Below are 12,986 nucleotides of genomic sequence, written 5' to 3' on the forward strand. Positions count from 1 at the left end.
ATGAGATCCCGGTTAAATTATGAGGAAACTCAACTTATTGGACCACAGTTAACCGACACTATTGTCATTTGCCGGTGAGTGGGGGCGGCAAGCCTTGTCCTGCAAGGAATGTGCTGCGGGGTAGGGGGTGGTCTATCTATTTCGGGATATAAAAGTAAATTTGCATAAATACTCAATCTTGATGGCGCCAAAGAGAGGCAAAACAAGGGCTGAACCAGCGGATTCAATCATGGTGAGCGCCCTTGTCATCACCCGTTTCCATGCTGGGTGATCCGAGCCTGATCACCCAGCCCCTCGATGGATACGGGGAATAAAGAGAGCCGGCGATTGCCGGCTCTCTTTATCTATTTGTGGGTGATGGCGTTATCGGATCAGCGCTTTTGCCAGCAGGTGTGCTCATCTCTATATCCATCTGCTGCTGTGATCTCTTATGCCAGCGCCTGGGCCAGCAGGTGGATGGGGTGTTCACAGCGGGGAATTGGAGTGCTCATCTCTATATCCATCTGCCGCTGTGATCTCTTATGCCAGCGCCTGGGCCAGCAGGTGGATGGGATGCTCACAGCGGGGAGTCGGAGTGCTCATCTTTATATCCAGCTGCCACTGTGGTCCCTTATGCCAGCGCCTGGGCCAGCAGGTGGATCGGGTGTTCACAGCGGAACGGCGTACTCATTTCTATTTGCCACTTGCAGGTCTCGCAGTCCGTGATGACCAGATCAGGCTTGAGGTGGTTTATCTGATCAAACAGCCCTTCGCCTATGGCCTGGCTGGTCTCGTAGTTCTCCGACTTGAAGCCGTAGGTGCCGGCGATGCCGCAGCACTGGGACTCCAGTACCGTCACCTTGACCCCGGGAATGGCGCGCAGCAGCTCGAGGGTGTAGATGACGCCGCCCATTTTCTCCATGTGGCAGGGGGTGTGATAGGCGATGTGCAGATCCAGCGGCTTCATGGCCGGCTTGTTGCCCCGGTAGAACTCGTTCCACAGGAAGCGGGTGACCAGCGAGATGCGATCCCGCACCTTGTGGTTGTCCTGCTCCAGCAGGTGGGGGTATTCGTCCCGCAGGGTAAAACCGCAGGTGGAGGAGGTGGCCAGGAGCGGCATCTCGTTGCCGAGCAGGGTGTTCTCCAGCTGCTTGATGTTGAAGGCCGCCTGCTGTTTGGCCTTGTCCATGAAGCCGTTGGCGATGAGCGGCACGCCGCAGCACTTCTCCCGCTCCAGCAGTTGCATGCCTATGTTCATGGCGTTGAGCACCTGCATCAGCTCCTTGCCGAGCTGCGGGTGGTTGTAGTTGACGTAACAGCCGTGGAAATAGGCTATCTGGCGCTCATATTGGGCCTGGCTGGCTTTCTGCTTCTTGTACCAGCCGCGGAAGGTGCCTTGCGAATACTTGGGCAGGTCGCGGTGGGAGGAGACCCCCAGCGCCTTGTCCAGCACCAGCTTCATCGGCTTGAGCCCTGTGGTGAAGTTGACCACGGGCGCCATCAGGGTGGACATGCCGCCCATGAGGTCGGTATGGGAGAGCACGAATTCGCGGATCCCGGGCTTGAAGTCGCTGTATTTGTGCTTGGCCTTGGCGATGATGTCGCCGATGCGGACCCCGCTTGGGCAGGCCACTTCACAGCGCTTGCAGTTGGTGCAGTACTTGAGGGCGCTGTCGAACAGCTCGGGGCTCTTGATGCGCAGCCGCTCCCCATCGGGACCGGCCTGTTTCGGGCCCGGGTAGGCGGGATTGGCCTTGGCCACCGGGCAGTAGGCGGTGCAGACGGTGCATTTGATGCACTGATCGAAGGTTTGGTTGGCGTGATCCAGTAGCATGATTTACTCCTCCCGGGCCGGATTGAAAGCGCAAGGGACGCGGCAATGGGATTGTCGAGCGGGCAGCAGGCTGCCCACAGTCAGGAAATGCAGGGTGGGCATCTCACACCCCTGCCAGAATATGGCCGGCGGCTTGCCAGCCGGTGGCAACCGCCACCCCGGAGCCTGAGCCCTCTTTGATGGGGTCATAGTGCGCCAGCACACTGCCCGCCCCATAGAGGTTGGTAAGCGGCTTGCCGCCGCGCATCACCCGCAGCTTGTCGTCCGTCTTGACCCCGAAGCCCATGAAGGGGTGGTGGTCGAACAGGCGGCGACCGGCCCAGGCATCGCGCTCCTCCAGGCTCAGCACGTCGGCGTTGAAGATGGGTTCGCGAATGCCGCGCAGCCGGGATTCCAGCCCGCGGCTGAAGAAGCTGCCGGAGGCGAGCACGAAGTGGTCCGCCTCGAACAGCTGATCGTCGCCGTTCTGGCTGTGCACGCCTATCACTCTGTCTCCCTCATAGCGGGCGCCCAGCACCCGTTCGCTGGTGAGGAAGGTGCCGCCAAGAGCCAGGAAGCGGCGCTTGAGCGCCTCCTGCATCCGCATGCCGATGAGTGAGGGCGGCATGGTGGCCACCTCCTTGATGGTGCAGCCGGTGCGTTTTTCCAGCTCCGCCAGGCGGGGGCCGACCAGCCCCAGCGACAGGCAGGCGGGCAACACCACATGGCGGCAACCGGGATCGCTGCTCTCATGCACCATGCGGCAGATCTCGCGGGCCAGATCGGCCAGCAGATCGGGCTGGTCGCCCTTTTGCTTGTCAAACAGGCGGGCTATGTCGGCGGAGCGAAACTCGTGGGGATTGCGGCTGAATTCGGCGAGCTGGGGCAGGCGAATTTCACCCGTCATGATGCGGCAGTGAGCGAAGCGCGGATGGGTCGCCAGGTTGGCAGCCGCGAGCGCCGGGTGAAAGTCGCGAAACCCTTCCAGAGTAGCCAGCAGTATGGCATCGGGGGCGGGCGTATCTGTCTGGCAGGCGCAGGTATGGGGCGACAGCCAGGTGGATTTCAGGGTGCCTATGGGGGTCAGCCGCTGGTGGTTGGTCTCCTGGCGAAACAGGGGCAGCCCCTGCTCATGGCAGTGGCGCTGCAGATCGGCGAGGCTCGCCTCTATGTTGGTCAGGCCTACCTTGCTGTAGGGGTGATCCGGGTGCTCGGCCATGAAGGCGGGCAGGGCGGCGCGGGGATCTCCGTCGCTCTCCAGCAGATCGATGGAGCCGGAGGAGAAGTGCAAGGCGCTCTGGCCCGAGGCCATCAGCAGCGTCTTCTGACCCGCTTCGGCGAGGCGCAGCGCCGCCGAGAGGCCCGCCATGCCGCCACCTATCACGATACTGTCAAATTTCATGACTGCACTCCTTGAGTCAATGGGGCCTGGCTGTGGTCTTCTGTCCTGGTCACGGGGTCGAGGGGAAAGGGGGGCTCGGCCACCAGGTGGGGCGCCGTCCACTCTCCCAGACCAAACAGCCCTTCGTAGATCCAGTAGGTAAACTCCGCCTCGCGCAGGGCATCGCCCCACAGCACGGGACGGGTGCCCTTGTAGCGCTCCTCCAGGAACTGGCGCAGCATGACGCAGGCCTGGCGGCCATCGGCCTTGCCGTACTCCTGCATCAGGCCGGCGGCCCGGTAGGCGCACAGCTCACCCTGACAGGGACCCATGCCCAGACGGGTGCGGCGGCGCAGATCCACCAGATTGTCCACGTCCAGCTCGCGCAGGGCGTACTCGATTTCGCCGGCCGTCACCATCTCGCATTCGCAGATGAGGGCGTTGGCCTTGGGGTTGTCACGAAAGAAGGCGATGACCCGCTCGCCGTGGCGATACTGGGCCGAGCCTTCTGCCGGGGCCGACAGACCGGGGGCGGAGACCTTCTCCGGATCCCGCGAGCCGGGCAGGCTCAGCTCGGCGGTGCGGCACGGTTTGGTGTTGCCTATCTTCTTGGCGATGAGGTCGGTGGCCCACTCGGCCATCAGCCGATAGGTCATCAGCTTGCCGCCTGTGATGGTGTTGAAGCCCTGCAGGCCGTCACGATCGCTGTGATCGAGCAGGACTATGCCGCGGCTGATGTTGCGGCCGGTGTCGTCGCCATCCACCGCCACCAGGGGTCGAACCCCGGCGTAGGCGCGCAGCAGACGGGTGCGCGCCATGATGGGGGCTAACTTGATCCCCTCGCGCAGCAGCACTTCCACCTCGTCCGGATCCACGGTGAGCTGGTCAATCTTGTGGTAGTCGATGCGGCTCGAGGTGGTGCCTATGAGGGAGATGGTATCGCCCGGCACCAGAATGTCCGCGTCCGCCGGTTTGCGAGCGCGGTTGAGCACCATCTGGTTGATGCGGTAATCCATGATGAGCAACGAGCCCTTGGCCGGGAACATGCGGATGCCGAGATCGGCGTACTCGCAGATCTGCTGGCCCCAGATGCCGGCGGCATTGATCACCTCCTGACACTCCACCTCGAACGCCTCGCCGGTGCGGGTGTTGATGGCCTTGACGCCATGAACTCTGTCCTGATTGCGCAGCAGCCCCAGCACCTTGCTGTGGGTGAAGATGCGCGCGCCATGTTCTTTCGCATCCAGCACGTTGGCGGCGGCGAGGCGGAAGGGATCGACAGTGCCGTCCGGCACTTGAATGGCACCGATCAGCGCCGGGTTGACGTTGGGCTCGAGGCGCAGCGCATCGGCCGGATCCAGCTGGCGGGCGTCGATACCCGCCAGGGCGCAGGCGTCCATGAAGGTGCTTTGAAAATTGATGTCATCTTCCGGCAGGGTGACGAAGAGGCCGCCCGTGTCCTCGACGCAGTGGCTGGCGATCCGCTTGAGGATGCGGTTCTCCTGAATGCACTCGCGGGCGGATTCCGGATCCGTCACCGCATAGCGGGCGCCCGAGTGGAGCAGGCCGTGGTTGCGGCCCGTGGTGCCGGCGGCGATGTCATCCCGCTCCAGCAGGATGCAGTCGATGCCGCGCAGTGCGCAATCGCGCATGATGCCGGCTCCGGTGGCGCCACCCCCTATGATGACGACTTGTGTGGTTATTCTTTTCATTCTTGCCCGTCTCATCTCTTCCAGATGACGCCAGTGTGGCGCCTCTCTGGCCGAAAATGTTTGATATGGGCCAAATTAATGCTCGTAAACGCTCATTGGTGCGCAAGCTAATGAGCAAATCGTGACTCTGGTCACACTCCCATAACAGAGAAGGGGCCACCAGGGTCCCCTCTCTTGGCATGAGACTGGTTCAGCCACAGCATTTCTTGAACTTCTTGCCGCTGCCACAGGGGCAGGGGTCGTTGCGCCCTGCCTGCAGCGGTGCCGGATCCTGCTCGCCATCTGTGTAGACCCAGCGTCCCTGATAACGCACGAAGCGGGAGCGCTCATGCAGGCAGTGGCGCTCATCCCCCTCCTTGAACCAGGCCTTGAACTCCACCATGCCGGTCTCGTCAGCGGGGCCGCCTTGGGCGGCGAGGATCTCCAGCCCGTCCCAGCGGGTGTCGGTTTGAGATAGCTGATCCGCGGTCAATCCCCCCAGGTGATCAGGGTGCCAGCTGTGCACCAGATAGTCGCCCAGCCCCAGCACGAAGGCGCTGTAACGGGAGCGCATCAGCTGCTCCGGGGTCTGCGCCTCGGTCCCCTGGTGCAGTGATCCACAGCACAGTTCGAGAGAAAGAGTTGAACCGCAAGGACATTTGTTCATGTGTCGGGCCATCAGGGTCGATAGATAAAGGTGCGGAGATTGTAGCGAAAGCGGGTCCCCGCCGACCAGCGCCCTATACTGGTTGGGTAGGAACGGAACACCAATAAAAACAGCTGCAAGGATGTGAATGATGACGCTAAAGCAGAAAATTCTGTTGCTGGGAGCCATCCCCGTGCTCCTGATGGCCCTGGTGGTCAACCTCAGCAACTACATGATTTCCAAGAGCGATTTGGAAGCCGATCTGGTGGCGGCGCGGGAGAATGCGATCAAGGAGCGCAAGGCGTTGCTCAGCAGCTACCTGATGCTCGCCAAGACGGCCGTCGACACGGCCTACAACCAGCCAGACACCCCGGAAGCGCGCAAGCAGGTCACCGAGATCCTGCGACCATTGCGCTACAGCAGCGACGGCTACTTCTTCGTCTATGACTTCCAGGGCAATACGGTATTGCTGCCGACCCGCCCCGAGATGGAGGGCAAGAACCGTTGGCAGGACAAGGATGCCAAGGGCAAGCTGCTGATCCAGGAGATCGTCAAGGCGGCGCGCCAGGGGGATGGTTTCTCCGAGTACTGGACCGCCAAGCCTTCCATCGGGCGGGATGCGCCCAAGCTCTCCTTCAACCTGGTGCTCGACAAGTATCAGTGGATCATAGGCACGGGTTTTTACATCGATGACATCGACAACGAACTGGCGGCGCTACGCACCGAGCGTGAGAGCAACATGCACGACTCCCTGCAGAGCAGCGTGCTGCTCATTCTGGTGATCCTGGGGATCACCCTGGCGGTGACTGTGGTGATCGGCAATCGGGTCACCCGGCCGCTGGCGGATGCGGTGTCGGCCCTCAACGACATAGCCGACGGAGAGGGGGATCTGACCCAGCGCCTCAAGGTGCAGAGTCATGACGAGATTGGCCAGCTGGCCACCGCCTTCAACCGCTTCGTCGAGCGGATCCAGTCGGTGGTGAGTCAGGTGGGAGAGACCAGCAATCACCTCTTCAGTGCGGTGGAGAAGCTGCACCACCTGAGCGAGCACTATGACCATCAGATGCATGGCCACAGTCGGGAGACGGATCAGGTGGTCACCGCCGTGACCGAGATGAGCTCCACCGCCCAGGAAGTGGCGGCCAGTGCCTCCAATGCGGCCACCGCCACCAGTGACGCGGCGCGCGAGTCCGATGCCGCCCGTGGCGTGGTGGGCAGCGCCATCAACAGCATCAACCGGCTGGTGGGCGAGGTGCATACCGCCTCCGGTGTCATCGAGCAGCTGGCGCAGGAGACCGGCAAGATAGGATCCGTGGTCGAGGTCATTCGCGGCATCGCCGAACAGACCAACCTGCTGGCGCTCAACGCCGCCATCGAGGCGGCCCGGGCCGGCGAGCAGGGGCGCGGCTTTGCGGTGGTGGCGGACGAGGTGCGCTCCCTGGCGGGCCGCACCCAGCAGAGTACCAAGGAGATCAACGAGATGCTGCAGCGGCTGCAAAGCGGCGTCAAACAGGCGGTAGACGTGATGCAGGCCAGCGAGGAGCGCAGCCAGGAGACGGTACAGGAGGCGAGCCACATCGCCACCTCCCTCGACAGCATGGTGATGGCGGTCAGCACCATCAACGACATGAACATACAGATAGCGACGGCGGCCGAGGAGCAGCATGCGGTCTCCGAGGAGATCAACAAGAACCTGGTGGCCATACAGCAGATCGTCAGCGAGCTGACCGACGCGGCTGTGGAGTCCAACAGCACCACCCGCGATCTGGCCAGCACGGGTGACAAATTGCGCAAACTCGTCTCCCAATTCCGCTACTGATCGCATTTTTGCCGTCTGGACGTGATTTCCAGACGGCAAATTTGGGGATTGGCGGAGAATGTGGGAAAATTGTCACCATCCGCTCTTTTCGTTAACCCATATCCTATGAATGAGATCGTGAAAGGCAGTATCGATTTGATCCGTCAGCTCAACTATGGCCTGGTCTACGCCAGCCTGGAGGAGCACAAGGAGCTGTCCCGTACCGATCTGTCCCGTTTGACCGGCCTCTCCCCGGCCAGCATCACCAAGATCACCCGTGAACTGCTCGATGGCGGTCTGGTGGTGACCTGTGGCGAGAGCTCGGTGGGCCGTGGTCGCCGTCAGACCCTGCTGCGCATCAACGAGCGCCGCTTCCAGTTTCTCTCCATGCGTCTGGGCCGTGGCTATGTGGACATGGCCCTGTTCGATCTGGCCGGTCGCTCCCTCGCCCGTCATCGCCACACCTTCAGCGAGGCCGAGCGTGCCGACCTGCTGGCCAGCCTGGTGCGCGCCATCGAGGGCTTTTTGCCCAAGAAGGCGCTGCGCCTTGCCTGCATCGCCCTCTGCCTGCCGGGGCAGGTGGAGCGCCACTCCGGCATGGTCAAGCACTTCCCCTTCTATGATCTGCGCAACTGGCCCCTTGGCCCCACCCTGCAGGAGGCGTTTGCGGTGCCCGTGCTGGTCAGTGGCGACGTGCGTACCTGGATCCAGGCCGAGCGGGAGTGGGGTGCGGCCAAAAACTGCGCCGATGCTGTGCTGGTATTTGTGCACAACGACATAGGGGTCGGCATGGTGGTCAATGGCCAGCTCATCGAGAGCGAGTCGGCCCTGCTCGGCGATCTCAGCCACCTGCAGCTCGAACCCTATGGCCAGCGTTGCTACTGCGGCGGCTTTGGCTGCGCCTGCACACTAGTGACCAATCAGGCGCTGGAGGCGCAATACCGGGATCTGCGCGAGCGCATGCAGGAGCATGATCTGCCCGAGAGCGTCACCATCCGCGAGTTGTGCGAGCTGGCGCTGGCCGGCAACAGCCTGTGCCAGGACATTCTCCATCAGGCGGCCGGTCGTCTCTCCCGGGTGCTCTCCAACCTCATCTGCCTGCTCAATCCGGGCAAGCTGCTGCTGGGGGGGGAAATAACCCGTGCCGATCGGCTGCTGTTCCCCATGCTGCACCAGTCCCTGGCCAGCCAGTTGCCGGCCGAATACCTGGTGCGGCTGCAAATCGAATCCACCCACTTCTACGAAGATCCCACCAAGCCCACCTCGGTGCAGGTGCACAAGGCCCTGCGCGACGGCAGCCTGCTGCTCGACCTGTTGCGAGGTGACAAAGAGGCATGAGACTCGGGTTGCAAGGACGCTTCCTGCTCATGCTCTGTCTGGTCAGTTTGCTGCAACTGGTGTTGCTGAGCGGGGCCAGCTACTACTACGTCTCCGAGCAACGCTACCGCGAGGTGGGGGATCAGGCCCTCGACGTGGCGCGGCTGGTGGCCCGTGAACCCGGTGTCATCGCCGGGGTGAAGCGCGGCGATACCGCCAGGCTCAACCTGCTGGTGGAGCGGATCCGCGCCGAGGTCGGCGCCAGTTACATCGTCATCGGTGACAGCGAGGCACGGCGGCTGGTGCACCCCAATGCGGATCGCATCGGCCAGCTCATGGTGGGGGATGATCCCAGGCGTGCCCTGCAAGGAGAAGCCTATATTTCCCGTGCCCAGGGATCGCTCGGGGTCTCGGTACGCGGCAAGGGGCCGATCCGCAACGAGATGGGACAGGTGATTGGCGTGGTGTCGGTCGGTTATCTGGTACGCGACATAGATGCGGATCTGCAGGGTTTCCTGCGTTTTGGCCTTGCGATGACTCTGCTCATCGTCTTGCTCAACAGCGGTGCGGCGGCCTGGCTGGCACGGCGCTACAAGCGCGCCCTGCTGGGGTTCGAGCCCGAGCAGATCGGGCGTCTCTATGCGGAGCTGGATTGCACCCTGCGCACCGTGCGTGAGGGGATCCTCACCATAGATGAACAGGGGCGGCTCACCTCTCTCAACCCCAACGGTATCCGCCTGCTGCGTCTTGACGAGCAGGCGGCGAGGGCGGCCATAGGTCAGCCCGTCACCCGCTTGCTGCCGGAGAGCCGCATGCTCTCCCTCATTCAGGATCCCCGTCCCCAGTTTGATGAGGAGATAGTGCTCAACGGCCAGCAGCTCATCGTCAACCGGCTGCCGCTGGTGCGAGACGGCAAGCTGATCGGCGCCGTGTCGAGCTTTCGCCGCAAGGACGAGCTGGCCGAGCTCAGCGCCCAGCTCTCCCAGGTGCAGGCTTACAGCGACCTGCTGCGGGTACAGACCCATGAACACAACAACCAGCTCGGCACCATAGCCGGCCTGATCGAACTCGGTGCCACCCGGGAGGCGCTCGCCTTCATCGGACGGGAGGCCGCCACCGAGCAGACCCTGCTCAGCTTCCTGATGGGGGCCATCGCCAAGCCCAAGGTGGCGGGCCTGCTGCTTGGCAAGTATCACAGGGCCCACGAGCTGGGGCTGGTACTGGTGGTGGACCCAGACTCTCATCTGCACGACATCCCCCTTCGCGTCAGCGGTTCCCAGCTGGTGACAGTGCTGGGCAATCTCATCGACAATGCCTTCGAGGCCACCCGTCGTCACGGCGCGCCCTACCAGCCGGTGCGGGTGGCCCTGAGCGATCTCGGCCAGGATCTCATCCTGGAGGTGGAAGACGGGGCGGGCGGCATAGATCCCGCCCTGGCGGACAGGTTGTTCGAGCGCGGGGTCAGCAGCAAGACGGAGCCGGATCACGGCATCGGCCTCTCCCTGGTGCGCAAGACCCTGGATGCCTTGCAGGGGACCATCACCATCGAAGCCACGGCGCAGGGCAGTTGCGTCGTCTGTTACATTCCCAAGGAGGTGTGAGTGATCAAGATCCTGATCGTCGAAGATGATCCGGCCATCGCCGAGATCCACCGTCGCTTCGTGCAGCGGCTGGCGGGGTTCGAGGTGCTGGGAGTGGCGCTCACCCTGTTCGATGCCAGAGAGCAGATAGACATCCTCAGACCCGATCTGGTGCTGCTGGATGTGTGGCTGCCGGATGGCGAAGGGTTTTCCCTCTTGCGTGAATTGCGCCAGGCCGGGGCCAGCCTGGATGTGATCCTGCTCACTGCCGCGCGGGAGGCGAGTGCCCTGCAGGAGGCGATGCGGCTCGGGGTGGTGGATTTCATCCTCAAACCCGTGGTGTTCGAGCGACTGCGCGATACCCTGGGCAACTATGCCGAGAGCCGCGCCGCCCTGGCGGCCCTTGCCGACATCGATCAGCAGGCGGTGGATACCCTGCTCGGTACACCGTTGCAGCAGGTGGCGGCCGCTGGCCTGCCCAAGGGGATAGACGCGCTCACCCTGCAACGGGTGCTGGCGGCATTGACCGGCGTCGGGGCCAGCGCCGAGGAGATAGGCAACCGGGTGGGGGTGAGCCGCACCACGGCGCGCCGCTATCTGGAGTTTCTGGTGGGTCAGCAGCTGGCGAGCCCGGAGCTGGAATATGGCACTGTCGGGCGGCCGGAGCGGCGTTATCGCCAGCCCTGAATGGGATAGCCACCTATCTTGTTTGCAAATAAAAAGAGCGCCTGTTGGCGCTCTTTTGCTTTATGAGATCCGCGAACTCAACTCGGATCGGATTGCAGCGTGGTGGCCGGTGTGCGGCGGGCCTGCCACCACTGCCAGACCGGCAACAGCAGCATCACCAGGGTCACCAGGGTGAAGCCGAGGGTGATGGGCCGCTCCCACAGGAAGCTCAGGGAGCCGTCGTTGATCACCAGGGCCCGGCGCAGGTTGTCCTCCAGCATGCCCCCCAGAATGAAACCGAGCAGCATGGGAGCCATGGGGAAGTCCAGCAGGCGCAGCCCGATGGCGATCAGCGCCACCAGCGCCATCACATAGATGTCCATGGTGTTGAAAGAGACCAGGTAGACCCCGATCAGCGAGAACAGCAATACCATGGGGATGAGCACGGGGCGCGGCACCTGCAGTATCTTGGCCAGATAGGGAATGAGCGGCAGGTTGAGGATCAGCAGTACCACGTTGCCCAGATACATGGAGATGATCACCGACCAGAACACATCCGGGTGCTCCATGAACAGGCGCGGGCCCGGCTGGATACCGTAGGCGATGAGGGCCCCCAGCATCAGCGCCGTGGTGCCCGAGCCCGGGATCCCCAGGGTCAGCAGGGGCACGAAGGCACCGCTGGAGGCTGCGTTGTTGGCCGCCTCCGGTGCGGCTATGCCGGTCAGGCTGCCCTTGCCGAAGGCCTCCTGCCTGCGCTTGCTGGCGAAATTGCGCTCGGCGCCATAGGCCATGAAGGAGGCGATGGTGGCGCCGGCTCCCGGCAGCACGCCGATGAGAAAGCCCAGCACAGAGGAGCGCACTATGGGCGGCGCTATCTCTTTGACCTCGGCCTTGCTCAGTTTGAGGGAGCCGAGCTGCTGGATCTTGCTCGCCTCTTCCTTGCTGGTGTCCTTGCCCGGGCGCAGCACCGTCATCAGGATCTCCGCCAGGGCGAAGGTGGCCATGGCCAACAGCAGGAAGGAGAAGCCATCGCGCAAGTCCGGCAGGCCAAAGGTGAACCTGTCCACCCCGACGCTGCGGTCGATGCCGACGGTGGAGATCATGATGCCGAACAGTGCCATGATCAGCGCCTTGAGCACCTGGCCCTTGCCGGCAAAGGCCGCCACCGCGGAGAGCCCCAGCACCATGAGGGCGAAGTAGTCCGCCGACTGGAAGGAGAGGGAGACCTTGGCGAGCAGGGGAGCCGCCACCATCAGGAAGATGGCAGACAGGGTGCCGCCGGTGAAGGAGGCGTAGGCGGCGATGGCCAGCGCCTTGCCTGCCTGCCCCTTGCATGCCAGCGGATAGCCGTCGATGGCGGTGATCATGCTGGCCGAGCAGCCCGGCGTGTTGATCAGGATGGAGGAGGTGGAGCCCCCAAACATGGATCCGTAATAGACCCCGGCCATCAGGATGATGCCGGAGGCCGGGTCCAGCCCGTAGGTGATGGGGATCATCAGGGCGATGGCGGTGACCGGCCCGAGGCCCGGCAGCATGCCGATGAAGGTGCCGACGAAGCAGCCGACGATCACCATGAAGATGTTGATGGGCAGCATGGCGGTGCCCAGTCCTTGCAAAATGCCGTCTAACATGAATTCTCCTTATCCCAGCAGTTGCGTGAATAGCCGGCCTGGCTCGAGGTAGACGTTGAGCCCCTTGGTGAGCAGGGCCCAGAAGATGAGGGTGAAGGGCAGGCTCACCTTGCAGGCGAAGGCGAGACTCTGCTCGCCCATCAAGCGGATCCCGCCGATGAGGAACAAGGTGGTGGCGATGACAAAGCCGAGCCAGCCGAGGGCCACTCCATAAACCAGCATCAACAGCAGCAGGGCAAAGACCAGTCGCCAGTTGCCCGTTTCACGCTGCAGCCGCTCCCCGCCCGGAAAGCAGATCAGCAGCAGGGAGAGCAGGGCGCCGACGCCGGCCAGGGCATAGGGCAGGGTGCTGGCGGTAAAGGGTTCATATTCGTCCCCGGGATAGCCGGGGATCAGGGTGGCGTGATAGCCGTAGGCGAGGGAGAGCAGCAAAAACAGCAGCCCCCCGAGTCGCTCCTTGGTCAGGTGCATGACGATGACTCCG

The 12,986-nt window shown here is 63.1% G+C and carries 10 protein-coding genes; 4 read left to right on the plus strand and 6 right to left on the minus strand.

Annotated elements, in window-relative coordinates; genetic code table 11:
* Nucleotides 1-610: 610 nt before the first annotated feature.
* From glpC to AACQ95_RS16780, 4 genes are all read right to left on the minus strand, one after another.
* Nucleotides 611-1,813, minus strand: a complete 1,203-nt coding sequence (glpC, locus tag AACQ95_RS16765) for an anaerobic glycerol-3-phosphate dehydrogenase subunit GlpC (protein ID WP_241279118.1) — start codon at nucleotides 1,811-1,813, stop codon at nucleotides 611-613.
* Nucleotides 1,814-1,916: 103 nt separating this feature from the next.
* Entirely contained in the window at nucleotides 1,917-3,194 is a 1,278-nt protein-coding gene (gene glpB / locus AACQ95_RS16770; RefSeq protein WP_241279119.1) for a glycerol-3-phosphate dehydrogenase subunit GlpB, read from the minus strand.
* Nucleotides 3,191-4,885, minus strand: coding sequence for an anaerobic glycerol-3-phosphate dehydrogenase subunit A (glpA, locus tag AACQ95_RS16775; RefSeq protein ID WP_241279120.1), 1,695 nt, complete (start codon nucleotides 4,883-4,885; stop codon nucleotides 3,191-3,193). The genes glpB and glpA overlap by 4 nt, the downstream gene beginning before the upstream one ends.
* 190 nt (nucleotides 4,886-5,075) lie before the next feature.
* Nucleotides 5,076-5,531 (minus strand): YchJ family protein, encoded by a 456-nt coding sequence (locus tag AACQ95_RS16780; protein ID WP_241279121.1) that lies wholly within the window; start codon nucleotides 5,529-5,531, stop codon nucleotides 5,076-5,078.
* A 130-nt stretch (nucleotides 5,532-5,661) separates the two neighbouring features.
* Between AACQ95_RS16780 and AACQ95_RS16785 the strand changes: the two genes are divergently transcribed.
* The 4 genes from AACQ95_RS16785 to AACQ95_RS16800 all read left to right on the plus strand — a co-directional run bounded on the left by AACQ95_RS16785 (nucleotide 5,662) and on the right by AACQ95_RS16800 (nucleotide 10,892).
* On the plus strand, nucleotides 5,662-7,329 hold the full coding sequence (locus AACQ95_RS16785) for a methyl-accepting chemotaxis protein (RefSeq protein WP_241279122.1): 1,668 nt from the start codon (nucleotides 5,662-5,664) through the stop codon (nucleotides 7,327-7,329).
* Between the two features lie 105 nt (nucleotides 7,330-7,434).
* A complete protein-coding gene (locus AACQ95_RS16790) occupies nucleotides 7,435-8,646 on the plus strand; it encodes an ROK family transcriptional regulator (protein ID WP_043138976.1) in 1,212 nt (403 codons plus the stop codon).
* Nucleotides 8,643-10,226 (plus strand): ATP-binding protein, encoded by a 1,584-nt coding sequence (locus tag AACQ95_RS16795; RefSeq protein WP_241279123.1) that lies wholly within the window; start codon nucleotides 8,643-8,645, stop codon nucleotides 10,224-10,226. The genes AACQ95_RS16790 and AACQ95_RS16795 overlap by 4 nt, the downstream gene beginning before the upstream one ends.
* Nucleotides 10,227-10,892, plus strand: coding sequence for a response regulator (locus AACQ95_RS16800; protein WP_241279124.1), 666 nt, complete (start codon nucleotides 10,227-10,229; stop codon nucleotides 10,890-10,892).
* A 77-nt stretch (nucleotides 10,893-10,969) separates the two neighbouring features.
* Here AACQ95_RS16800 and AACQ95_RS16805 read toward each other — a convergent pair whose 3' ends face one another.
* The gene (locus tag AACQ95_RS16805; protein ID WP_241279125.1) at nucleotides 10,970-12,502 is read right to left on the minus strand and encodes a tripartite tricarboxylate transporter permease; all 1,533 of its coding nucleotides are present in this window, start codon (nucleotides 12,500-12,502) and stop codon (nucleotides 10,970-10,972) included.
* A 9-nt stretch (nucleotides 12,503-12,511) separates the two neighbouring features.
* Nucleotides 12,512-12,973, minus strand: a complete 462-nt coding sequence (locus tag AACQ95_RS16810; RefSeq protein ID WP_042869974.1) for a tripartite tricarboxylate transporter TctB family protein — start codon at nucleotides 12,971-12,973, stop codon at nucleotides 12,512-12,514.
* Nucleotides 12,974-12,986 lie beyond the last annotated feature (13 nt).

Origin of the sequence: Aeromonas sp. MR19 (assembly GCF_963899305.1) — a bacterium.
Taxonomy (GTDB): domain Bacteria; phylum Pseudomonadota; class Gammaproteobacteria; order Enterobacterales; family Aeromonadaceae; genus Aeromonas; species Aeromonas bestiarum.